Source organism: Verrucomicrobium spinosum DSM 4136 = JCM 18804, assembly GCF_000172155.1.
Classification (GTDB): domain Bacteria; phylum Verrucomicrobiota; class Verrucomicrobiia; order Verrucomicrobiales; family Verrucomicrobiaceae; genus Verrucomicrobium; species Verrucomicrobium spinosum.
The window spans coordinates 7,276,401-7,300,016 of sequence record NZ_ABIZ01000001.1 but is presented as its reverse complement, the minus strand read 5'-3'; the positions used below and the strand labels follow the sequence as shown (position 1 = coordinate 7,300,016).

At 60.2% G+C, this 23,616-nt stretch carries 18 protein-coding genes; 9 read left to right on the top strand and 9 right to left on the bottom strand.

The window, feature by feature from the left end; translation table 11 throughout:
* Positions 1-40: 40 nt before the first annotated feature.
* Positions 41-604 carry a rhodanese-like domain-containing protein gene (locus VSP_RS29585; protein WP_053332435.1) on the bottom strand — a complete coding sequence of 188 codons (564 nt, stop codon included), beginning with the start codon at positions 602-604 and terminating at the stop codon, positions 41-43.
* A 66-nt stretch (positions 605-670) separates the two neighbouring features.
* Here VSP_RS29585 and VSP_RS29580 point away from each other — a divergent pair, with 66 nt between their 5' ends.
* The 4 genes from VSP_RS29580 to VSP_RS40245 all read left to right on the top strand — a co-directional run bounded on the left by VSP_RS29580 (position 671) and on the right by VSP_RS40245 (position 5,535).
* Positions 671-1,027 carry an ArsR/SmtB family transcription factor gene (locus VSP_RS29580; RefSeq protein ID WP_009965281.1) on the top strand — a complete coding sequence of 119 codons (357 nt, stop codon included), beginning with the start codon at positions 671-673 and terminating at the stop codon, positions 1,025-1,027.
* 717 nt (positions 1,028-1,744) lie between these two features.
* Positions 1,745-2,335 (top strand): YceI family protein, encoded by a 591-nt coding sequence (locus VSP_RS29575; protein ID WP_009965280.1) that lies wholly within the window; start codon positions 1,745-1,747, stop codon positions 2,333-2,335.
* On the top strand, positions 2,307-3,512 hold the full coding sequence (locus tag VSP_RS38005; RefSeq protein ID WP_009965279.1) for a type III polyketide synthase: 1,206 nt from the start codon (positions 2,307-2,309) through the stop codon (positions 3,510-3,512). The genes VSP_RS29575 and VSP_RS38005 overlap by 29 nt, the downstream gene beginning before the upstream one ends.
* Entirely contained in the window at positions 3,505-5,535 is a 2,031-nt protein-coding gene (locus VSP_RS40245; protein ID WP_009965278.1) for an FAD-dependent monooxygenase, read from the top strand. Before VSP_RS38005 ends, VSP_RS40245 begins: the two co-directional genes overlap by 8 nt.
* Before the next feature lie 99 nt (positions 5,536-5,634).
* Here the strand turns inward: VSP_RS40245 and VSP_RS29560 are convergent, their stop codons facing one another.
* From VSP_RS29560 to VSP_RS29530, 7 genes are all read right to left on the bottom strand, one after another.
* Positions 5,635-6,423 carry an FkbM family methyltransferase gene (locus tag VSP_RS29560; protein WP_198141257.1) on the bottom strand — a complete coding sequence of 263 codons (789 nt, stop codon included), beginning with the start codon at positions 6,421-6,423 and terminating at the stop codon, positions 5,635-5,637.
* A gap of 5 nt (positions 6,424-6,428) precedes the next feature.
* On the bottom strand, positions 6,429-7,631 hold the full coding sequence (locus VSP_RS29555) for an alkaline phosphatase family protein (protein WP_009965275.1): 1,203 nt from the start codon (positions 7,629-7,631) through the stop codon (positions 6,429-6,431).
* Between the two features lies 1 nt (position 7,632).
* Positions 7,633-8,349, bottom strand: coding sequence for a response regulator (locus VSP_RS41605; protein WP_009965274.1), 717 nt, complete (start codon positions 8,347-8,349; stop codon positions 7,633-7,635).
* Positions 8,346-9,542, bottom strand: a complete 1,197-nt coding sequence (locus tag VSP_RS29545) for a nucleotidyltransferase (protein WP_009965273.1) — start codon at positions 9,540-9,542, stop codon at positions 8,346-8,348. The genes VSP_RS41605 and VSP_RS29545 overlap by 4 nt, the downstream gene beginning before the upstream one ends.
* 22 nt (positions 9,543-9,564) lie before the next feature.
* Positions 9,565-10,317 carry a sugar transferase gene (locus VSP_RS29540; protein ID WP_009965272.1) on the bottom strand — a complete coding sequence of 251 codons (753 nt, stop codon included), beginning with the start codon at positions 10,315-10,317 and terminating at the stop codon, positions 9,565-9,567.
* Positions 10,318-10,384: 67 nt separating this feature from the next.
* Positions 10,385-11,590, bottom strand: coding sequence for a glycosyltransferase (locus VSP_RS29535; RefSeq protein ID WP_009965271.1), 1,206 nt, complete (start codon positions 11,588-11,590; stop codon positions 10,385-10,387).
* The gene (locus tag VSP_RS29530; protein WP_009965270.1) at positions 11,587-15,204 is read right to left on the bottom strand and encodes a PAS domain S-box protein; all 3,618 of its coding nucleotides are present in this window, start codon (positions 15,202-15,204) and stop codon (positions 11,587-11,589) included. Before VSP_RS29530 ends, VSP_RS29535 begins: the two co-directional genes overlap by 4 nt.
* Before the next feature lie 221 nt (positions 15,205-15,425).
* On the opposite strand from VSP_RS29530, the gene VSP_RS29525 reads away from it, so the two are divergent.
* From VSP_RS29525 to VSP_RS29515, 3 genes are read left to right on the top strand one after another with little or no spacing between them, the layout of a single operon-like run.
* Positions 15,426-16,700 carry a glycosyltransferase family 4 protein gene (locus VSP_RS29525; protein ID WP_232289523.1) on the top strand — a complete coding sequence of 425 codons (1,275 nt, stop codon included), beginning with the start codon at positions 15,426-15,428 and terminating at the stop codon, positions 16,698-16,700.
* Between the two features lie 25 nt (positions 16,701-16,725).
* Positions 16,726-18,288, top strand: coding sequence for a lipopolysaccharide biosynthesis protein (locus VSP_RS29520; protein ID WP_009965266.1), 1,563 nt, complete (start codon positions 16,726-16,728; stop codon positions 18,286-18,288).
* The gene (locus tag VSP_RS29515; protein ID WP_009965264.1) at positions 18,285-19,163 is read left to right on the top strand and encodes a glycosyltransferase family 2 protein; all 879 of its coding nucleotides are present in this window, start codon (positions 18,285-18,287) and stop codon (positions 19,161-19,163) included. Before VSP_RS29520 ends, VSP_RS29515 begins: the two co-directional genes overlap by 4 nt.
* A gap of 14 nt (positions 19,164-19,177) precedes the next feature.
* On the opposite strand, the gene VSP_RS40235 is transcribed toward VSP_RS29515, so the two are convergent.
* Positions 19,178-21,043 (bottom strand): sensor histidine kinase, encoded by a 1,866-nt coding sequence (locus VSP_RS40235; RefSeq protein WP_009965263.1) that lies wholly within the window; start codon positions 21,041-21,043, stop codon positions 19,178-19,180.
* A gap of 160 nt (positions 21,044-21,203) precedes the next feature.
* Here VSP_RS40235 and VSP_RS42765 point away from each other — a divergent pair, with 160 nt between their 5' ends.
* Positions 21,204-22,463 carry a glycosyltransferase family 4 protein gene (locus tag VSP_RS42765; RefSeq protein WP_009965262.1) on the top strand — a complete coding sequence of 420 codons (1,260 nt, stop codon included), beginning with the start codon at positions 21,204-21,206 and terminating at the stop codon, positions 22,461-22,463.
* A 5-nt stretch (positions 22,464-22,468) separates the two neighbouring features.
* On the top strand, positions 22,469-23,605 hold the full coding sequence (locus VSP_RS29500) for a hypothetical protein (protein ID WP_009965261.1): 1,137 nt from the start codon (positions 22,469-22,471) through the stop codon (positions 23,603-23,605).
* The last annotated feature ends 11 nt before the right edge of the window (positions 23,606-23,616 follow it).

The following is a 23,616-nucleotide window of genomic DNA, read 5'->3' as shown; positions in this document are numbered from 1 at the left end:
GCATTGACGAATCAAACGGGCGGATGGCTCGCTGAAGGGGTTAACGGGAGCAGACGGCGGGTTCGCTGGGCACCTGATTCCAAGGGGCCCGGGCCAGGAGGAGGCCCATGCCGCACCAGTCGGTGATGCCAGCGAAGACGAGACCCGCGCCGACGAAGGCGCTCAGGCCGTAGAAACCTGGGTGGACCCAGGTGCCGAGCACGGTGCCCAGCAGGACGAGCGTGCCCGCAGAAATGCGGACCTGCCGCTCCAGTGACACCCCTTTACGCCCGCGGTTGACCGGGAGGCCGGCGGCGGTCCACGCGAGGGTGCCGCCCTCCAGAACGGCGATCTTTTTCATTCCGCCCTCGGCGAGCTTTTGGGCGGCCTTTGCTGCGCGGGCACCGCTTCGGCAGATGACGACGACCTCCTGGTCCTGGCCAAAGGCGGTGCACACGGCGGCGGGATCCAGCTGATCCAGAGGGATCAGGCGGGTGCCGGGCAGGTGGACCTCCTGGTGCTCAAGCGGGGTTCGCACGTCTAGAAGCAAAGGTGCCGGGCCAGCGGAGTTCTTAAGGCGGGTCGCGAGATCGTGAGGAGACAATTGTGAGATGGGAGCGGCCATGGTATTCAGTTGCATTGTTCAGTTATATTCCTATATTCTAATGTGGTTATGAAGTCAACTAAGAAAATGTCCCCTGATCCCGGTCTGGCACCAGACCGCCCGAAGATGCCCCGCGCCTCCCTGGAGAAGGTGGCAGAGATCTTCTCCGCGTTTGCGGACGCCACACGGCTGGCCATCCTACAGGAGTTGCGCCACGGGCGGCAGAGTGTGGGGGAGCTGGTGGCCTGCCTGGGGACCTCGCAGGCGAATGTGTCCAAGCACCTGAAACTGCTGCACCAGGCCGGACTGCTGAAGAGGGAGCGCGAGGGCCTTCAGGTCTTCTACAAGGTGGCGGAGGAGTCCGTGTTTGAAGTGTGCAAGTTCGCCTGCCGGCGGCTCAACGACAACGCCCAGTCCGCCATCACGGAAGACTATTTCATCTAACTGTAAAAGGCGGGCTGGCAGTGATCACAGCAATTGAGACCCTTTAGCATCACATGAAAATATTCAACATCGCACGAGAGATGCGGTCACACCCCCGCATCTTCGGATGACCGTCACGTTTTGATTCTTTTAAAGTCCATCTTCATTGTCTGGTCTTGCCTGCAGCTGGTGCTGCCAGGTTGCCTGTGTCAGTTGCTGGAGCCGTTGGGGATAGAGGTGCCGGATCACCACCATTATCGTGGGGCAGCTTCTCTCCATCTGGCAGGGGCGGAGGCTGGTGGGCTGTTTCTGCTGCCGCGCCGCGGAGGGGATGCCTCCCTCCCTTGCCACTGTGATGAACGGCCTGACCGGACCACAGACGAATCCATCGGCAGCGTCCGGAGCCTGACGCCAGGTGAATGTGCATCACCATGGGACACCCGGAACAATGAAGATCGCAGAAGACTCCGTCTGGCACGGATCAGCGGGCATGCTTCATGGGGCAGAATTTTAGGCAATGGGCTCCCCTCTTCAGAGGATATGAGGATCGCGCGCTGCGTGCATCTGCTTTGAGGTGCGAGCAGGTGCCTGCTACATGCCCACTCCAACACGCCCGGTGATCACTCCGATCCGGGCGTCACGCGGGAGCCCCTGGTCACTCAATACGGGGCCATGCGTGCGCGGCGCACACAACACGCCGTGATTCTTCCATTCTCAAAAACTTTATTGCACACAACTGTGAAACTTCATCCTGCTCTGCTTGCCACTGCGAGCGCCCTTCTGACTCTATTGCAGCCCTGCTTTGCTGACACTCCCACCCTCTGGAAAGGAACTGCCGCAATCCAATTCAACGGCACCTCCACCCTGCACGACTGGTCCGGCACCGTGAATGCGCAGCCCTTTCTCACGACGGTGGCCATGAATGAATCGAATCAACCCACTGCGCTCAAGGCCCATGTGGAGGTGAAGGCTTCAAACATGGATACCAAAGAGGCGAAGCGCGACGAGAACATGCGCAAGGCAATGCGGGTGGTGGATTTTCCCCTGATAAAGGGTGATTTTGACTGCGCTTTCGCATCACTGCTCCCGGAGGGCGGCAAGGTGCCTGAGAAGCTGCCATTCCAGCTCTCGATCCTTGGGAAACAACAGGCTGTGGAGGCCAAGGTCAGCAACTGGACGCAGAAGGATGGCAAGGCCTCCTTTGAGATCGATTTCCCTCTTTCCCTGAAAGCCTGCGGGATTCAGGTGCCGTCGGTGATGTTCGTGATCCGGGTCGGAGACACGGTAAATGTCCATGTGAATGTCACCCTTGCCCGAACCCAAGCCTGAGATCGAGATGCCCACTTATATTCACCACATCGAAACCCAGGCGGCGGAACATCCCTACCAGCAGGAGTTCATTCGCGACAAGATGAAGTCATGGACCCAAAACCCGAAGTCCATTCGACTGCTGCATGCCTTGTACCAGCGCTCGGGAATCAAGACTCGGCACAGCGTGGTTGATGACTTCAACCATCCCCGAGGGGGCAGTCTTTTCAAGATCGACGAACAAGGCACCCCCTCCAATCCCACCACGGCGGAGCGGAATGCGGTCTTCTCCAGGGCTTCAAGAGAATTGTCCGTATCAGTGGCGCGCCGCGCACTGGCAGCCAGCGGCTTCGCCAGGGAGGACATTACTCATGTGGTCTATGCATCATGCACCGGCTTCGTGAACCCGGGCCCGGATTTTTATCTGGTGCGGGATTTGAACCTGAAGTCCAGCGTCGAGAGATACACCATCGGCTTCATGGGGTGTTATGCTGCGTTTCCAGCGCTGCGCATGGCCGCCCAGTTCTGCGAAGCGCGCAAGGAAGCGGTGGTGCTGGTAGTCTGTTTGGAGCTATGCACCCTGCACATGCAGCTGGACGACCGACCGGACGCGATGCTGGCAAACTCACTCTTCGCCGATGGGGCCGCAGCGGCCATTGTAAGTGCCCGGGAACCCTCTCGGGACCGGCCTGCGTACCGGGTCGAGGGGTTCGCCTCGGCGCTGGTCCCTAAGGGGGAGGCAGAGATGGCTTGGGATGTGGGCGACCATGGGTTCGACATCAAACTCACCAGCTATGTGCCGGAGATTCTCGGGGCCGAACTACAGCCACTGATGCAACGTCTGCTGCTGCCGTGGAAGAAATCCTGTCAGGAGATCGAGGAGTGGGCCGTGCATCCGGGGGGAAGGGGCATTCTGGACAAGGTGGAGCTTGGGCTCGGCCTTTCCAATGAATCGTTGCTGAGTTCACGGCGCATTCTGCATGACTATGGGAACATGAGCAGCGCCACGATCCTGTTTGTGCTGAAGGATCTGCTGCAGTCCGCGCGAACGCGGCAGGCCTCCACGATCGCCATGGCGTTCGGTCCGGGCCTGACGGTGGAGTCGGCCCTGTTGCAACGGGTGGGGAGTGCCACACCGCACCGTGGCAGCAGGCAAGCCACCTTGCAGTCTCTTCAGGAGGTGATGATCCATGTCTGATCCGGGCACTCGTTCCCAGAAGGTGAAGGCTGCGTCACCTCACGCAAGTCCCTCCTACACGAGCACACAGCGTTGGGTCGCCGTGGCCTATGGCGGCGCGAGTCACGCGCTGTTTGGAGCTTCGGTCGTGACCATGTTCTTCAGCCTGCACTCGGGGTTGTCATGGGGTTTGGGCCGGTTTTCCGGCTGGTGGCGGCTGGTTGCCAATTTCCTGCTTCTCGCCCAGTTTGCCGCGGTGCACAGCTTGCTGCTGGCAGACCGGGGCCGGAGGTGGATGGGAGGGCTGGCACCGTTCGGGCTCGGGCGTGCGCTTTCGACCACGATTTTCGCTGGCATCTCCGCCCTGCAACTTCTGCTCGTCTTCCTCCTTTGGTCGCCATCCAGAGTGCTCTGGGCGACGCCGACAGGATGGTGCCTTTATGCGTTGGACGCTCTTTATGCAGCATCGTGGCTGCTGCTGGCCAAGTCCATGCATGACGCGGGGATGGATGTGCAGGTGGGCAGCGTGGGATGGCGTAGCGTCTGGCGGAATGAGTCACCTTCTTACAAGCCTTTCAGCCGCTCTGGCACATTCCGCCATGTCCGCCAGCCCATCTATCTTTCGTTCGCACTCATCCTGTGGACGGCACCGGTCTGGACGCCGGATCACCTTTACGCCGCGGTCCTATGGACGAGTTACTGCCTGGCGGCCCCGCTGCTGAAAGAAAAGCGCTATTTGCGCTACTACGGCGAGGCCTTTGCGAGGTATCAAAACAGCGTGCCTTACTGGGTGCCGAAGTTCCGGTGTCGGCCCCAGGGAGTGACACCGGTGCCGCCGGCGGAATATGATGTGGTCATCGCAGGCGCTGGGCCGGTGGGATTGCTGCTGGCCAATCTGCTTGCCCGACAGGGGAGAAGTGTGCGGATCTTTGAGAAGAGCGAGGGCCATGTCCGGCCCTCCCTGGCAATCGGGATCACGCCCCCCTCGCTGGAAATCCTTAGAACGCTCGGACTTGATGTTGAGCTGATCCAGCAGGGGGTGTTCATAGATCGCGTCATGGTTCATGGGCAGACAGGTCTGCTGGGAGTCTGCGACTTCTCCAAGCTGGAGGGTGCCTATCGGTTTGTGTTGAGCATCCCCCAGCACGTGGTGATGAAGGTGCTGCACCAGAACCTGCTCAAGTATCCCGGTGCTTCCATCTCCTACGGCACGGAGGTCAAAGCACTCACACAAGATGCCTCGCAGGTGACGGTGACGGTTTCTGGTGCGCAGGATGACGTGGTGACCTGCAGGCATATGGTGGCCTGTGACGGGTCCCGGGGCAGGATTCGTGAGATGCTCCACATCCGCAGTCATGGAGGCAGCTACGGTTGTCATTTCATCATGGCGGACATTCCCGACCACTCGTGCCTGGACAGGGAGGCGCACTTGTTTTTCACCGCAGATGGCGCGGTGGAGTCGTTTCCTCTCCCTGGAAACATGAGGCGCTGGGTCGTCCAGACCGAGGCAGCGGTGACGGATGCGGATGCAACTGCGTTGATGGAGATCGTGCAGCAGCGCACGGGCATTTGTGTTTCCCCATCGGGGGTGACGGCGACCAGCAGCTTCAGTCCGCGCTGGATGCAGAGCGAGACCTATGGTGATGGACGCGTTTTTCTCTGCGGAGATGCCGCCCATGTCATGAGCCCCATTGGCGGTCAGGGCATGAACACCGGCTTTGCGGATGCTGAACTCCTCGCCCTGACACTGCTCTCGATGCAGGACGATCCCCAGCCATCGACGGCCCGGGCATGGTCATCAGCGTATGACCGCATCCGTTCAAAAGCGTCCCGCATCGCGACCCGTCGTGCCGCATGGGGAATGAAGCTGGGCACGATGCGTGGCAAACTCGCGGCGCTGGCCCGCGACCTCTTTATGCGGGAGGTGTTGTTCAACCCGGGCATGGCGCGCACCCTGGCCTCATGGTTCTCCATGACCAGCATCCCTGCGAGAACCTTGAGCCACATACCCGAGGACAAGCTTCCCGTGCCGCCCCGCACGTGAACGTGCCTGGCGGCGCAGTCTGTGATGTGTGTCCACTGGATCTCAATCTGGTGCGGGAAGGGCTTGATACAGCCCTCCAACGACTGCTCCGCCCGCCAACTAATGACCTTGCGAGGATGACCTGTCTGGGTGAACCTTTCTCTCTGCCCAGAAGGTGTTCTCTTCCCAGCCTCTTAGGGTGAAGCGCATGGATTTGAGCGTGTTCAAGATGTGGTCAACCGCCTCCTGGCCGATCACCGTGGGGTGCACCTCCATGATGATGGTTCGCACACTGTCGGGGAGTCCGGAGAGGTCCAGATACTGCTCGGCTCCTTCGATGTCCGCAATGAGGACTGTGGGGGCATTGTTCATACCGCGAACCAATGACGCCAGGCTTAATGCCGGGACGGTGAACGAGGTGGCGCCTTTGCCCTGATCAATGAGGGAATTCTCCCAGAACTCACCGTCGGCATGCAGTGTCAGCTCTCCGTCTTGGCTGGCGGCGGCCGCATGAATGACATGGGGCGTCAGGGCATTGAGTGCATAGTTGTGCCTGAGCCTTTGCAGGGTGTCGGGATTGGCCTCCACGCTGATGCAATCACGCACCCCTAGAACTTTGCGGCAATAAAGACCGATGAAGCCAATCGCAGCCCCGAGTTCCAGGACGACATCCTCCTTCTTCACGGCGCGTGCCGCCAGAAGACGTTCCTGCACCTCGTAACGGCCAAGACGCAGGTTGTTCTTCATTACAGGGCTCATGCCTGAGACATCCAGCCGGACACCTTCGATCTTCACGGTTCGAAGCCGGGGCAGGATGAACTTGAACAGAAGCCTCGTCATGAAGCTGTGCCAGATGCGGGAGGGAGGGGCTGGTTTGCCAACGGATTCCGGGGGGGAGGAAAGGGTCATGATCTTCATGCTGACTGAAGGGCTGGGATTCGGGGTTTGTCGGCGGTGCGTGCCGCTTGCTTTTGATTCACCTCATGCATCATCAGACGATGGATGTGGGGGATGGCAGTGACCTCCTCTGGAAGCCGGGCCTGGTTCGTGAACAGGGCGGCGTAGCTCTGGGGCGCATCCGGGTGATACCCGTGCATGGCGGTGATGGGCCTCTCCCCCATGTGACTGGGGACGAGCAGCACCCCTTCATGAAGGAGGAAGATCAGTTCGCCGAAATAGCCGTCCGCGATCGGGGTCCGCATCGACTTGAGTTCAGCCTCTGGAAGAATCCGCCCCTGAGGCACACGACGCTCCAGCAGCGCGGTGATTTTCTCCCGCGCCGGTTCGTTGAAGAACCAGAACCTCGCCATCGTGCTGTCGTACACCGCTGCGTAGTCCTCCCCGAATTCAAGATTCAGTGGCTGGATCTGGCTCATCAGGTCCACGTGCTCCGTACAGTTCGCCATGCCGTGGTCGCTGAAAACGTACAGATGCACTTCATCATAGTGCTGGGCCGCCGCATCCATCAGGCTCTGGATCCAGCATTCGTACTCGCGAAGTTTGGCAGGCACCTCCGGCGACGTGTTGCCAACCCGGTGCAGGAGTCCGTCCAGTCCGGCCCAGTACATGAAGGCAAACTCGATGGTGCCCTCAGCAAGTTCGCGGGCGAGTTGGTCACGGTTTGCCTCCTCGCTGGCCCCCGGGTCGCTCACGAAATAGGGGAGCTTCCTCTGCACCAGTTCGTCGAAGATGTTTGCACCACGGTTCATGCCCCCGGGCTGCAGCGGGCTGCGCTTTTCTGTGAAGTCGAAGCGGTGGATGTGTTGGAACGGGATGTTATACAGGTCAAAGTAGCCTTTGAAGCCTAGCCTTTTCTTGGCCAGCCGGGTGATAAGGCGGCGGAAAATCCGGCGGCTTGTGATGGACTTTGGCAGCCACTGGAGCCAGCGGAGCGACTTGAAGGGGGAGCGTTCCGGATCATGAACGAAGTAACACCAGTTATGGTGCTCATCCGGCCACCGGCCGCTCAGGATGCTCGGGACACAGCTGCTGCTGTAGCCGAACACACTATCCAACCGGCTGCGGTGCGGGGCCAGGCCTTGGCAAAAAGGATCATGGCGCACGATCTCCCAGCCGCACGCATCCACCATGACAAACAAGGGCAACACGCGTTTCATGTCAGTGAGCAGGGGAGGGTTGGTGAATGCGTTCCTGGATCAGGCGGTGGACCTCACTGCGAAGTTCTGCCGGCGAGAAGGGTTTGCTGACGAAGGCATCTGCTGCGCACATGCTCTTGAGCAGGGGGGTCGAGAGCTTCTCGTTCGCACTGATGATGATGACGGGGATGTCCCGCGTCTCTGCATGGGACCGGAGCCGTTTGAGCGTCTCCTTCCCGTCCATCACCGGCATGAGGTAGTCCAGAAGGATGGCGGCTGGATGATGGCGGATGGCGGCTTTGATGCCTTCCTCCCCGTCTCCCGCGCTGATCACCGGCCTCCCCAGGGGCTTGACCACCAGCTCGGTGACGGTGCGAATGTGAGGCTCGTCCTCGATCACGAGGATGGGGCGCTGGTCCACGAGGGGGCTCTCAAAACGAAAGGTGGCGATTTCGAAGTAGCGGTGCATCCGCGTGACTTCGAGCAATTGGGTGATGGCGGATGAAGGGTTGACGAGGCGCACGTGTCCGGTCCGTTTTTCGACCATCTCGCGAATGGAGAGGAGGCTGGCGAGGCCCACGCTGTCCATCTGCTGGGTCGATTCCATGTCTATCTCACAGTAAACCTGTCCTGCGGAGAGCGCTTCGAGGGCCTGAGTCCTCCAGGCGGGAGCGTGTTCGCGATCGAACACGGGAGGGGACTTGAGAGACAAGATCCGCTTTTCGTGGGCAAAGTTCATGGCACGGAGGGTTGAAAATTATCTTTGAAGAGCATCTTTTGAATGGCACCGAACAAGATCTTCAGGCGCGTCGCGCGCCGGTTGTCTGAGGCGAAGCAGGCGGCATAAGCGAGGGCTTCAGGAAATTGCAAAGGGTCCTGGCCAAGGCTGTCTGCCAGAGTGAAGACCCCCTGAGGCTGGCTGCACCAGATTTCACGCACTTCGTTTTCAATGCCTGCCAGGGAACATGAAACAACGGGTCTGAGTCCTACGAGAGAAATCCCCCCCCGCCAGACCTGCCAGAGTTCCGGCCAGCGCTGCACAATCGGCGGCATGGCGGAGCGGTGGCGCCGCGCCAGGAACTTTTTCCCAAGCACCAGGGGGGCCAGGGCGATCATGATGAGCATTGCCAGCATCCGCTCCGGCAGACCAGGCACATGAGCGCGGGTGCTGACTGGCCGGTTGAGGTTGTGCATGACAAACGCATCCCGCACCTCCAGGCTGGTGTGATCCTTCCAGTCCACCAGATGCTCACCCCATGCATGGGATTCGCGCAATTCGGCACCGGCTCCCAAGTAGGTATCGGGGCCGAGCCAGCTCTCGATGACCGTGGCGTCCCGGTCCACGGTGCATCCTGTTTCCAGGACGGTGTTGGGACCCATCCGGGCACCGGATTTCACGGTGACGTGGGGGCCGATCCACAGGGGGGCCTCCAGGCGGGCGGAAGGGTGGACCACGGCTTTGGTGCTGATCCAGATGCCCGGCTGACATTGGCGCATGGTCAGGCCGCCGCACACTTCCGGCATCTGCAACGTCTGGCTGAGATACTCGTGGGTCTGTCGGCGCGTGCTCCAGAGGCGGCGGGCGGCGCGCCCTGTTCCAGGCAGGTGATCCGTGACAATGACCAGGGGGCGGCCCGTGAGGGGAAGACGGTGGCCATAGCGGAGCTCCGCCTCTTCCGGCGTGAGTTCCCTGGGGACTGCCACCACCTCAACATGGAGTCCCCAGTAGCGACCACCAGCCACAGCGTCCCTGACGTGGTCAGGCCGGTCGGCGGCGAGAATCAACACGTGAGTGTGGCCCTTCCCTGCGAGTTCAGAAAGCCATCTGAACAGAAGGGGTTCCCCGAGGATGGGCATGAGCCCCAAGGGTTTCGTGCCCCGGAAAGGAGTCTCCGCAGGCCGGGAATCAGGGCAGACGAGGATGGCGTTCATGAGAGGTGCGGTTGCCGGGTGGTTATTTCCCAAGGAGCATGGCGGGCAGGGTCTTGATCATCAGCCACAGATCCTTGGCAGTGGACTGGTGCTCGATGTAGCGGACATCCAGCTTGACCTGCTCATCAAAGGTGATGGCATTGCGGTCTCCCACTTCGAACAGCTCGCCCTTGCGCTCACCCACCTGCCAGAGGCATGTGATGCCCGGCTTCACGCAGAGGCGCAGGCGGTCTGCCTGAGTGTACAGCGCCACTTCCCGCGGCAGGGGAGGGCGCGGCCCCACGATGGACATCTCCCCTTTCAGCACATTCCAGAACTGGGGCAGTTCATCAACGGATGCCCGGCGGATCCACCGCCCCACCGGCGTCACCCGGGGGTCGTTGGTCATCTTGAACGTCACCCCGCCTGCCTTCTCATTCTGCGCCAGCAAGGCTTTGAGCCGGGCCTCTGCGTCCACACACATGGACCGGAACTTGAGCATGCCAAAGGTCTTGCCGCGGAGGCCCGTGCGGGTTTGCTTGAAGAAGACGGGGCCGCCATCCCGCTTTACGAGCACGGCGATCAGGAGGAAAAGGGGGGAAAGCAGCAGGAGCGCAAAGATGGCGATGACCACATCCAGCATTCGCTTGATCGCAGCGGAGGCCGTGGTGAACAGGCACCAGCCCAGCCGGGTGGCCGCCAGTTGCAGACGCATTTTTGCCCGCCCACACGGGCTGCCTGCCTTCAGGTAGCGGGCGACCAGTTTGCGATCAGTCTCGTGGATGGGATGTGCCATGACGAAAACCTACCGCAGGAGAGCGGGTTGTAATCACCCTCAAGTGGGGGAATCTATCGAGATTAGGTCACGGATGCTCCGAAAGAGCCGGGCGGATCAGGCTGGAAAATACTTCTTCAAGACTGGAAATGTACGACGGGAAATCATACCGTTCGGACACGATGTGGAAACCGTTCTCGCCCATTTGGCGGGCGAGTGCCTTGTTGCGCAGCAGTTCGTCCAGCGCATGGGCAAAACGGTCCCGGTCCATCCACGGGATGAGGCGGCCGTTGTGCCCATCTTCCAGCCAGTCGGAAATGCCCCCGGCATCAAATGCCACCACTGGCAGGGCATATCGCATGACTTCCAGGCCAATGGTGGCAATGGGCTCGGGCCACACGCTGCTTAGCGCGACGACGCTGCATTCCCGGTAGTAGGACTTCAGTTCCTCCTGCGGAATGAAGCCCTTGAAGGTCACCCGCTTGTCCAGGCCCAGATTCCGGCTGAGCTGCTCACAGTATTCACGGTGGTTGCCGTCGCCCAGAATGATGCATTCAAAGGGGGACTTCACTCGTGCCAGGGATTCCAGCAGCACATCCACCCCTTTCCCGCGGATGATCTGACCGGCATAGATGATCAGGTTCCGGTCACTGAAAGAGCTGCGGAGCCCGGCCTCCCCCATGCGGGGGACCGGGGCCAGGATCTTGATGCGCTCCGGATCAAACCCGTTGCGGAGCAGCTCGTCCCGCATGTATCGCGTCACCACGATCATCCGGTTGAATTGCTGGTTCATGCGGATCTCCCGCTTTTTCTCAGAGTAGCTCACCCACTTTAAAGGGAACCCACCCCCGGAGTTCTTCACCAGAGAGGCCAGACAGGGGAACACGCACGCTGCGGAAGCCGGCCGGGTGCAGATCTCGCGGGTGAAGTAATTGTACTTGTAACTCCGCATGCAGTAGATGTCATGGTCGTGCACCATGCGGACGAGTGGGACTTGTGAATCCACGAGGGCGGCTATCACCTTTAAATCCGCCATCTTGTGCACATACACCGCGTCAGGCTGGAATTGCTCCAGAGCCCGGCGGGTCGCGGCATAGGTGCCCTCTTCCGGGGGCGGCAGGGCAAACGTGTGGGGAAAGGCGGCGTGCCAGGCAGCCTCATTTTTGCCGGTGGAGGGGCCGTGGAGCAAGCCCAGGACATGGCCCCGGCCTCCCAATTCCTGGCCCGTGATGAAGGCGTTCGCTTCCGCACCGGCCAGGGCACCGAATCGCTCGTGAACGTACAGCAGCTTCATAGGTTGCCCGTCTGGGAGGTGAATTTTTCCAGTTCAGTTTTGAGGAATGTCTCCACTTCATCAAACGTGGCCACCATCTCTGCAGCCAGAGGGGCTTGACCCGTCTTGATGTTGGCCTCGGCCAGTTTTTCCATATCGTGGCATAGATTGATCAGCCTGGTCAGACCAAAGAGTGAACTGCTGCCTTTGAGGGAGTGCGCGACCCTCTTCAGCACCGCCTGTTCGGAACCGCCAGCCAGCCGGATCATCTCATCGATGCGGCTGGGCGCGTCATGGAGCCAGCGCCCGACAAGCTCCACGGCGGCCTCCAGGCTGATCTCCTCTACAAGCTGCCTCAATGCCTGACGGCAGTCGGCCTCATCATGGGCGCTCACACTCGCCGCAGAGGGATTCGCCTCGCGCTGGGTGATCACCGGTACTCGGGACAGGGTCTCCATCAGAAGCGTGGCCTTCAGGGGCTTGGCGAGGTAATCGTCCATGCCGGCCAGCAGACAGCGTTCACGCTCGCCGGTCATGGCATTGGCAGTCATGGCAATGATTCTCGAATGAGGTCTCTGCCAGTCCGTTGATTCCTCCAGCGCCCGGATGCGGCGGGTGGCCTCATACCCATCCATCACTGGCATATGACAATCCATCAGTACGGCGTCAAACTTTCCGCAGGTGAAGCGATCCAGCCCTTCTGCACCATCCCGGGCCAGTTCATACGTGTAACCCAGCTTTTCCAGGAGGAGAATCGCCAGTCGCGCGTTCACTTCATTGTCCTCCACCACCAGCATGTGAGGGATATGATCGGACGCCCGCCCATTGGGGGTATCGGCAGGGGCAGCGTTTTTCTCGGACTCCGTCTCCGCGGGTTTCATGAGGCGGATCAGCGCGGAGCGGAGCTGGAGCCGCCGCAGGGGGCGGGTGAGCTGGCCGTTCATGAGGTCGCCCAGTCGGTCGTCGGTCAGACTGTCCGTGATCTGTCCAGAGACGATCAGCTTGGCTGCGTTGCCTTCGGCTTTTTGTTTGGCCATGAGAGAGGTAAAGTGGTCTCCAGCGAGCCGGCGGTCCACAATGAGCACGTCCCATTGCTTGTCCGCATCGGCAAGTGCGAGTGTGAGGGACTCTTCGTCATATACAGAGTCTGGACGATGAGTGAGGCCCTCCAGGGCATTCCGCACGGCGAGCATGGCAATGGGATGCGGTTCTGCGACCAGGACGCGAATGTCCCGCACCTCCTCCGGCCAGCTGAGCCCGGGCTCCTCCGGAGCGGAGTGTCTGGCGGGAAGGCGGAAGAAGAATCGTGAGCCTTTCCCCGGGGTGCTTTCCACATGGATGGCGCCGCCCATCATTTCCACCAGCCGCTTGCTGATCACCAGGCCCAGCCCCGTGCCACCGAAACGGCGCGTGCTGGAGCTGTCCACCTGGCTGAACGGCTGAAACAGTCGCTCGATCTGTTGTGGCGTCATGCCAATCCCCGTGTCCGCTACTGTGAACTCCAGCATGTTGTTTCCACCCGGTCCCCGAGCCACGCTGATGAAAAGATTGACCTCTCCCTCGTCGGTGAACTTTGAGGCGTTGCCCATCAGGTTGAAGAGGATTTGTCGCAGCCTCCCTGCGTCACCTCTCATGGACAGAGGAACATCCGGATCCAGAATCACGCCCATGGTAAGCCCCTTGGACTGGATCTTGTGGTTGAGGAGGTCCACCACGCCGTCGATCACCGCATCGAGAGAAAATGTTTCCTCCACCAGATCCAGGCGCCGCGCCTCGATCTTGGAAAAGTCCAGAATATCCTCAATGATGTCCATGAGCGCCTCGCCACTGGTGCGAATGGCATCCACCATGTCCCGCTGCGATGACTCCAGCTTGGTCTCAAGGAGCAGGCCTGACATCCCGATGATGCCGTTCATGGGCGTGCGGATCTCGTGACTCATCGTTGCCAGGAATTCCCCCTTGGCCCGGTTGGCAGATTCAGCCTGCTCCTTGGCCATGCGCAGTTCGTTCTCGAACCGTCTCCTCTCTGTGATGTCTGCGGCGATTCCGAGGAATCCAGTGAGAGCTCCCTCAGCATTGGTGAGGCCAGTCACTGAGAGCAGCACCGGCAGCCGGGTGCCGTCTTTGCGAATGTAAGTCCACTCACCCTCGTCAGGCACTCTGATGCGGGCCTTCGCCACGAACGTTTCGAATCCCGCCGGGACGGGCACACCCAGTTCCGCCGTCAGCGCGGCTGCCCGCATGACCACCTCCCGGGCATCGTGAATGACTTCTGGCGTCTTTATTCCCACCATTTCTGCTGCTCGGTACCCCAGCAGGGATTCGGCCCCGGAATTGAAGGTCTGGATCACTCCATCGAGATCGGTGGAGATGATGGAGTACCTGGTGCCGTCTAGAATGGCCTGGTTGAGCCGGTTGGCCACCAGTAGCGCCGCCTCCGCCCGTTTGCGCACGACGAACTGGCCGACTTGGCTGCCAATGCTTTTGAGGATGCCGAGCATCTCGGTGTCGGAGAATTCCACAGACGTGCTGATGAACTCAAAGGCTCCCAGAAACTCCGTGTCCTTTACCACCGGAAAGCAAAGGGCGCCATGCAGCCCGGAGGCTTGCAGTGCCTGGCTGCGCGGGCATTGCTCGTTGCCGGCCAGATCCTCCTCCCAGACACACACACCAGTCTCCCAGACCCTGCCCAGCATGCCCTGCCCCTTCACCACCTTCAGACTGCGGCAGACTTGCTCGAATGGCCGCATTTCAACCGCAGCGTTCTTCCAAAAGGCGCGGAGCATGAGTTCGTCGGCTTTCGTGTCTTTCATCCACACGGCACCTGCATGCCATTCCAGACTCTTCCCTACGGTCTCGAGGAGCAACGGAATGGCCTGCTCAATGCTGATGGCCTCTGCGAGGATTTTGGAGACTTCCAATTGAACGGCTATCCTCTGCTCATGCCGGCGGGATTGAGAGATGTCGTTTTCAATGGCAAGGAAGCTGGTCACTTCACCCGATGGGTCGCGCAGTGGCTGGACGTCCAGATGGAGCCAGTAGCGTTCTCCATTCCTCCTGTAGTTGAGCACTTGGGTGGTAAAGGGCTGTCCAGTGCGGATCTTTTCCCGCATCAGGTCCACCGTGGCGGGATCTGTTTCGGGACCCTGGAGAAAACTCCCGGGGGAGAGTCCCCGCACCTCGTCCAGCGTCCACCCGGTGATTTTTTCGAATCTATGGTTGATCCACAGGATGCGCCCCGCCCGGTCGGTCATGACGACACCGTTTATGGTGCGGTCAGCCACCACATCAAACAGATTCGTGCTGGCCTGCGGGTACACCGTGGATCGACCAACCCTGGCCGCGACAAGGAACCAGACCAGAGATGCGTCCGGCTCAGGAACACAATACCCATCCAGCCTTCTTCCAGACTCCCGATGAACGAGACGCAAGGGAGCGCAGGCCTTGGGAAACATCTCATCCTCAGCGATGAACAGATCCGAGACGACTTTTCCTGCGCCTTCCTCTGCCAAAAGAGTCTGCAACTCCTCTGAGGCGGCAGCGATCCCGCCGCTACGGTCCCAGGCAAGGTACTGCGGAAAGAGTTGCGCCGTCACACCAGGCGGCGGTCGGAGCCCGAGGAACGTGGAGTTCATGGCGTAAGTCTTGGCTCAGTGGGTTGGGGTGTCGGCGGCGTGGCCTCAGCAGCCCGCCTTCTAACCTCTCTCAAACTGTGGTCATGGCAACGCATATTGAGCGATGGAACCACCCACATTTGTGGGGAGCCCCTCAGGTGTGGGTATGTACAAATTGTTCCGTGGAATGAAGAATGGTGAATCCAGTCGGACTTATGAACAATTCAACTTCCATCATACACGTGCCAAGACGGTTTGTCGCCCATGAATGGGGGGGCACGGAAACCGTGGTCGCGGAGGTGGCGAGGCAGCAGCAGAAGGCGGGCTATGCGCCAAAAATCGTGACGTCCATGGCGCTCGCAGACTGCAGGCGTGAAACCATCCAGAACATCCCTGTCGAGCGGTATCCTCATCATTATCCATTCTTTGGCCTCTCGAAGGACGAAATCCAGCTTCTGGACAAAAAGGGGGGCAACCTCCTCTCCCTCGGCTTGTTTGCCGGGCTGTTGCGCGAGCCTGGCGTCAGACTGTATCATGCTCACTGCTTGAAGCGTCTGGGGGGCGAAGTGGCCACCGCGGCGCGATGGCGCAGGATCCCCTTCGTGGTCACACTGCACGGCGGGGTTTTCGATGTTCCCCAGGCAGAGCGGGAGGATCTGGTCCGCCCCATCCGGGGCAAGATGGAATGGGGCCGTCTGTTTGGTGCCATCTTCGGTTCCAGGCAGGTGTTGGAGCGGGCGGACATGGTGATTTGCGTGGGTCGCAGCGAGGCTGAGGCGGCTGCTCAAGCTTTGCCCCATGGGAGGGTGGCTCACCTGCCCAATGGCGTGGATGTGGAGAGGTTTTCCCAAGGAGAGGGGGGGCGGTTCCGGAAACGCTTCGGAATTCCTCAGGATGCGTTTTTGTTCGCGAATATCAGCCGGATTGACGCTCAGAAAAACCAGGCAGAACTCGTGGCTGCCTTCTCCCGGGTGGCAGCTCGGCGGCCAGAAGCCCGCCTGCTGCTGATGGGCCCTGAAACTCAGCCCGAGTACGCAGAGAAGATTCGCCGGGAGGTGGCTCAGGCGGGACTGGCTGATCGAGTTATCTTGCTGCCCGGCCTGCGCAACGATGACAGGGCGCTTCCTGACGCGTATGCAGCGTGCGATGCCTTCGTCCTGCCCAGCAGGCATGAACCGTTCGGCATCGTGGTACTGGAGGCTTGGAGCGCCAGTCGCCCCGTCATTGCCAGTCGGGTGGGAGGCCTGGTGGGCTTGGTCAAGGATGAGTGCAATGGTCTGTGCTTCGATCCCGGCACGCAAGGTTCGGTGGAGCAACTTGCCGCTCAAATGGAGCGTTTGATCACCGACCAGGCCCTTCGGGAGAAGATCGCCTCCGCAGGGCGGAGGGAGGCCCAGGAGAGATATGACTGGTCCGCCGTTCACTCTCAGTTGGAACAAATTTACCAGCAGGCAGAGCATCATCATCAGGCCCGGCTTGGTTCTCCAGCCTCCCAGGTCCAGAGCTTTCCTTGCTGAAACGACCATTTGCTGATCCCTCCATATGAACCGTGAAGAATTGCACCGTCGTCTGGTGAAGAACACGCTCTCCAACTATGTGCGAACTGTCGTCGCCATGGTGGTTGGGCTGGTCACCTTCCGTCTTCTCTACCAGCATTTTGACAAGGAGGAGTTCGGCTTCTGGTCTTTGCTCTGGAGTGTCTTTGGCTACGGGGTGTTGTTGGATTTCGGGTTTGGCTTTGCCGCGCAGAAACGCGTCGCTGAACTCTCGGTGCAGGGGAACTGGGAGACCTTGAGCAAGGTGTTGAGCACCATTATTTTTCTGTATCTGGGGGTCGCAGCGCTCCTCACCCTCAGCGTCCTGATCAGTGCCCCCTGGTTGGTGGATGCCTTTGGGGTGCCTCAGCAACGGGCCGCAGAGTTTCGCACGGTGATGATCTTGTTTTTCTGCGGGATAGGGATGGCCTTTCCCATGGGGGTGTATCCTGAGATTTTGCGGGGTCAGCAGCGGCTGCAGCTGGTGAACTGGCTCATTACGGGTGCCTTGATCATTCGCCTGGGGCTGACGCTTCTGGCGCTCCACTACCAGTGGAGTTTTGTCGTCATCATGTCGATCGCACTGGGGATGTCCCTTCTCCCGGACTTCTTTGCGGCATTCTTTGCGCTGCGAAGCATGCCTCAGGTGAGAATCTCCTGGCGGCACTGTTCGTGGCAGTCCATGCGGGAGACGGCTGCCTTTTCCGTTTACGCCTACCTTGGCACCACCACGAACTTGATCCTTTCAAAAACCGACCAGCTGGTCATCACTTCTGGACTGGGGGTGGGCGCGGTGGTGCTCTATCAGGCGGGGGCGAAGGTGGCAGAGGTCTTCCGGGACTTTACCCGTCAGGTGCAAGACGCGCTCTCCCCTGCGGCGGCGCATTTGCACGCGTCCGGGCGTGGGGAGGATCTTCAGGAACTGCTCGTGGGAGGCACGAGGTGGAGCATCATCCTGGCCACCCCCCTGTATCTGCTGTGTGCCTCCTACTTGGAGGACCTCCTCAAGTTGCTCACAGGTGACACCCACCTGGCTTTCGAGACCTGGTTGACCGGGCAGGTGTTGCTCTTCTGGTACTACACCACCATCATCACTCACAGCGTTTCCAAGCGCATCTTCATGATGACCGGGCATGAGAAGAAGCTGATGTGGTTGGGGGTGGGAGAGGCGGTGTTGAACCTGGCAGTGAGCTGCACCCTGGTCTGGAAGTTCCGCAGTGTGGTGGCTGTTGCCATTGGATCCTTGATTCCCACCCTGCTTTTTGGGTGGGGCTTCCTGTGGCCGTGGATGGCCAGGGAAGCGGGGGTGGGGTATCTCGCACTGCTGGGGCGCACCCTCGTTCCTTCTCTTGTTGGCTGCACCGGTGCTCTGTTGCTGGTGTTTGTTTTCCGCTGGCAGGGCTGGTTTGACCACAGTCATGTGCTGGTCCGGTTGGGAGTGGAGGGGACCCTCGTCGCACTCAGCGCGATCGCGGGCACCTGGTTTTCAGCGATCACCCGCGCGGAACGTAACATCCTCATCTGCCGTCTCCAACGTCGTCCCACCGCCGTCCCCACTCTTCCTGTATGAGCTCCAGCCCGCAGTTCAGCATCATCATGCGCAGCTTCAATGAGGCGTGGGCGCTCAAGGAAACCCTCCCGGCGCTTGCAGCCCAGCTCGAGCAAAACTGGGAGTTGATCGTCATCGACAGCGGCAGCTCGGACGGATCACAGGAGTTGATCAGGGCAGCCCGGCCCCGGCACTTCGTTCAGATCCGGCCGGAAGAGTACAACCCGAGCAGGGTGCTGAACCTGGGCGCCCGGCTGGCTGCGGCAGAGACCCTTTTGTTCTTGAATGCCGATGCGACCCCGCAGGGAAGCAACTGGCTTTCAGAACTGGCAGCCCCGTTGCAACGTGAGTCAGTTGCAGCTTGCTTTGGTCGCCAGATCCCCCGCCCGGATTGCAGGGCTCCCTTTGCATGCGACTATGACCGCTGTTTCGGCGAACCCAGGGAGTCGGCCACCTGGGACCATTTCTTCAGCATGGTCAGCAGCGGTCTGCGGAAAGATGTTTGGGAGAAGCGTGGGTTCCGGGAAGACCTCCAGTATGCCGAGGATGATGAGTACACGCGCTGGTGCCTCTCAGAAGGGTACGAGGTGGTGTATGTGCCCACGTCCGTGGTGATGCACAGTCACAACTACACCCCAGAGCAGTGTTACCGTCGCGCCTACGGAGATGCCCGTGCCATGGGCCTGGCTGGAAACACGCGAGAAGGGGATGACAGTTGGTACCGGACGATGGCGCTGGGGTGGGTGAAAGATGTCGTTCGCGACTTTCACTATTGTCGCCAGCACCATCGGTTGCCTGAACTAAGATCGTGTTTGCAGATCCGCTGGCAGCAGCGGAGGGGGCGGCTGGCCGGCATCAGAGATGGGCGGGCGGGGGCGGTCGCCCATCCCAACTGACCCCTTCCCCGTCCTCAGACGGGGTGCGTCAATGTCTCCCGGATCGTGGACGGTTTCAGGGGAGAGGTGAGAACATGATGAAACGCTTCATTGCGGGTGTCCCCGGCGGTGGCGTTGAGCAGGCAATATTGCACGGAATTCTTCCGGATCTTCTTCCTCTGCTCGCGCACCCACTCGACTGTGGGCGCATCCAGAATGGATGCGTCCACCATCACGTACCTGGCATCCTCGGCCTCAACGGAGGCGGGCAGATCGGAGGCGGTTGTCACCGAGTGGATGGGCAACTCCATCTTCCGAGCCACACCGGCGACAAGAAGTTGAACAAGATCGTCGTCCGTGGCAAGCAGGACGCTGCGGGAGCCTGCACCTTCAGGGGCTTTCGCTTCGCCTTGCGGGGGCTCCATCACCGGTTCACCGGGCAGAGCAATGTGGAATGTCGTGCCGCGTCCCACCTCGGATTCGAACCAGATGCGCCCCTTCATGGCGTCGCACAGGCGTTTGGAGATGGCCAGCCCCAGGCCAGTGCCGCCATGGCGTCTGCGGATGCTGCTATCGGACTGGTAGAACGCATCAAACAGGGCCTCCTGATTCTCCTTTCCAATGCCAACTCCCGTGTCCTCAATCTTAAATTGGATCTCACCCGGCAGCACCACTTTTGCTGTGATTCTCACGTAGCCAGAGTCGGTGAACTTTACTGCATTTCCCACCACATGTCGTAGCAGCTGTCGCAATCGCGTATTGTCGCCCCAGAACAGGGTGGGGCAGCCGGGGGCAATGTGCGCGGTGAGATCGAGCTTTCTCAATCTGGCTTCATCACGGACGGATGCGGTCACATCTTCCAACAGCGCGGGCAGGTCAACGCGGTCGCGCACGAGCGCAATCGTTCCGACATCGATCTGGGAGAAGTCCAGAATGTCGTTGATCATCGTCATGAGGCGGTCCCCCACCTCATAGGCGGTCTTCAGGTACTCATGCTCTACGGGCTTCAAATTCGCCTTCTGGAGGAGCTGGATCATCCCCAATACGGCATTCATGGGGGTGCGCAACTCGTGGCTCATGGTGGCGAGGAAATCACTCTTGGCCCGGGAGGAGGCTTGCGCTGCCATCTCTGCGGTGGTGAGGTCCCCCACGGCCACCCGCAGGCGGAGGTGGTAGATGTACATGAATATTCCCGCGAGCAACGAGAGGGAAAACGCTCCGACAAAATGAAGCAACTCAGCGGTATGGAGAGATGCCAGCTGGGCATTGAAGTCGGTGAGTTCCACATCCACGCCGAGACAAGCCACCACCTCCCGGGCAGAGTTGAAGACAGGGGCGTACGCACTGAGGAACGTGCCCCAGCGGTCCGTGTAAGGGATCGAGTCAACCGCTGGGACACCCTTCTCAAGGGTCCTGCGGAGAGTGTGGGATGCCTCAGGGTAGGGGTCCAGGATATGAGCCTTGTCGTCCTGACCGTCCCCATCCGCATCGCCTTCCGGTGTGGTGTCCAGAACGAGCCTGACCTCCCCATCATGGAGGACGCACGTGTACACATATTTCACCATGCCCTTCACATCCAGCGCCCGTTTGAGCGTGTCCAGGGCGACAAGTTGTTGAAGGTACTCGGGCGAGGTCTCCTGCTCCCTTCTCGTGAATTGGGAATGTTGATCTGGATCGACGACTCCAGCCAGGGCTCGTGCATAGGAGAGCAGACCCTGCCGCAAAGAGTTCTCCATTACTTCACGCGCATTCTCATGCATGCTCCGGATGATGACTGACATGGGCAGGGCAAAAGCAAGCATGGCCATCATCCCCACCAGCCATGCGGGCCAGTGTGCCCACAGCAGGAGGAGGGGGGCGACGTTGGGGGGCGTGGTGGGGTGGAGTTTTTTTGGTGACATTGCTGGGAGGTCTGCCGGGGCTTTGGGGTATGCCAATGGTCCTATACGTGCACAGATTGGCACCCCCCTCATTTGCGGGTGGAATTGGCAGGCGGCGGAGAAAATTTTCCCCCGCTTGTGGGGGCTGACGCCGGACTTCCCATCGGGCAAACTGGTGCCAATGAAAGTGCTAGTATTGAGCAATCTTTATCCTCCGCACTACGTGGGCGGTTACGAGCTCCGCTGCAGGGATGTGGTGGAGGCCCTGGTGGGCAAGGGACACGAGGTCGTGGTGCTTACGTCGGACCATCACCTTCCGGGTGTCCAGGAGGCACCATCCCGCTACCCCGTGCACCGGGTCCTCAGACTCAATGGATACTGCGGGAAACCGTGGCGCGGCATCTGGAAGTTGCGGCATGTGGAGCGGCACAACAATGAACAGCTCCGGGCTCTGCTGACTGAGGTCGCTCCCGATATTGTGCATGTCTGGAACATGGGAGGACTTTCGAAGTCTCTGGCCCTCACCTTGCAGGGCATGCAAGTGCCCACCGTGTATGATGTCTCTGATCACTGGATTGCCCGCAGCCTGGCAGCGGATGTCTGGCTTGCATGGTGGAACAATGCCAATCTGCCGGTGTGGTCACGACTGGCCAGAGGCTTGGTGACGGCGTTGGGTTGGCGTCGCCGATGGCAGACGGTCGCCCCCACCAACCCCCGCTCGCACGTGCAGTTTCAGCGCATCTATTTTTGCAGCCAGAGGCTCAAAGACCTCACGGTCGAGAAGGGGTACAGCGTGGGGCATGGCGGGGTGATCCATTGTCCAGTGGACACGATGCTCTATGACGGAATGCCGAAACCCGCGGAGAGACCTGTGAAGAAGCTGTTGTATGCGGGACGTCTTGCCGAAGACAAAGGCGTCTTTACGGCCCTCAAGGCGATGAAGCTCCTCAAGGGGAAGTTCGATGGCGAATTGAGCATTTATGGTCGCGGAGAGGCCGCCTACGAAGCACGGCTCAAGGAATATGCCCGCACCAACGAGTTGCGGGTGACCTTTCACGCCGCTGGCCCCGAAGAGATGCCGAAGGTTTACAAAGAGCACGATGCTCTGCTCTTCACCTCTGAATGGGAAGAGCCTTTTGCGTTGACGCCGTTGGAGGCCATGTCCAGCGGGCTGCCGGTGGTGGGCACCACCACTGGAGGAAGTGCCGAACTCTTCCGCCACGGTCAAAATGCCCTCACCTACCGTTCTGGAGACTCCTGGGAGCTGTCCCAGCGTATTTTGCAACTGGTCTCCCATCCCGAATGGCGCTTTCAAATGGCATCCTGCGGGCGCAAGGAGGTGCGTGAGCAGTATCCTCTCGCCCATATCGTAACCCGGATCGAGCGCTACCTGGAGGAAACGCTGTCCTGCTGGAGGCCGGCGACGTTACCGCCTTTCTGAGACCTATGAATGCGCGCCACACCCTCGATGGAGACGACCGCCTGGAGCGTCTCCTCCATTCCGTTTCTCAAGCAGCTTCCGAGAGGGTGTCCGCCATGGTGCCCAAGGAACGCCTGGAGGCCCTGGTGTTGGGAGGCGGGTATGGGCGGGGAGAGGGCGGCGTGCTGCATTCCGACCAGGGCGATCAACCTTACAATGACATCGAGTATTTCCTCTTTCTGAATGGATCTCCGCGGGTGAACGAAAGGAGATACGGGAAGGCCCTCCAGACCTTGGGGCATGATCTGTCGGCCATGTGCGGTATCGAGGTGGAGTTCAAGATCACGTCGTCCCTGGCATTCAGGAGCAGCCCCGTTTCCATGTTTTACTATGACCTCTACACCGGGCACAAGACGGTGCTGGGAACTGAGGGGGTCTTCGCTGGCTGTGAACACCATGCAGAGGCTCATGCCATTCCCCTTCATGAAGTGACCCGTCTGCTCTTTAACAGGGCATCCGGTCTGCACTTCGCCTCATTGCGCCTGATGGCGAAGGAATTCGGGCCCGAGGATGCAGACTTCTGTGCACGGAATCTGGCGAAGGCGTGGCTGGCCATGGGAGATGCGGTGCTGGCGGCGGCAGGCCACTACCACTGGAGCTGCCGCGAACGGCATGAGAGGCTGCAAATATTGGCGGGAGAACAGCCTCAGGGCCTGGTGCCCGACCTCCTGTCCAGGCACAGAGAGGGAGTGAGGTTCAAGCTGCGCCCGGCGAAGACATTGCTGGAGCGGGAGGACTTGGAAACCCGGCTGGCGGAGACGACGGAACTGATGTGGCGGACCTGGCGGCTGGTGGAGGAAAAACGGCTGGGGGTGGAGCTGCCCGATGCGCTGGCCTACGCGACCCTTGATCACGACCTGTGTCCCCAACACTCCTGGGTGAAAAACATGGTATTGAGCTTCCAGCATCTGGGAGGTGGCGCTCTGGGCTGGCCCGGGCCACTGAGATATCCACGGGAGCGGCTCTTGAGAGCTCTTTCCCTCCTTTTGTGGGTACAGACAGACCAGAAACTATCGGACAAACTGCTCACATCGTTGCTGGCGGAGGATGGAGCAAAAGTACGTTCAGACACTTACCTCCGGCTCTGGCAGCGGTTCAACTAAACGGAAAGCTG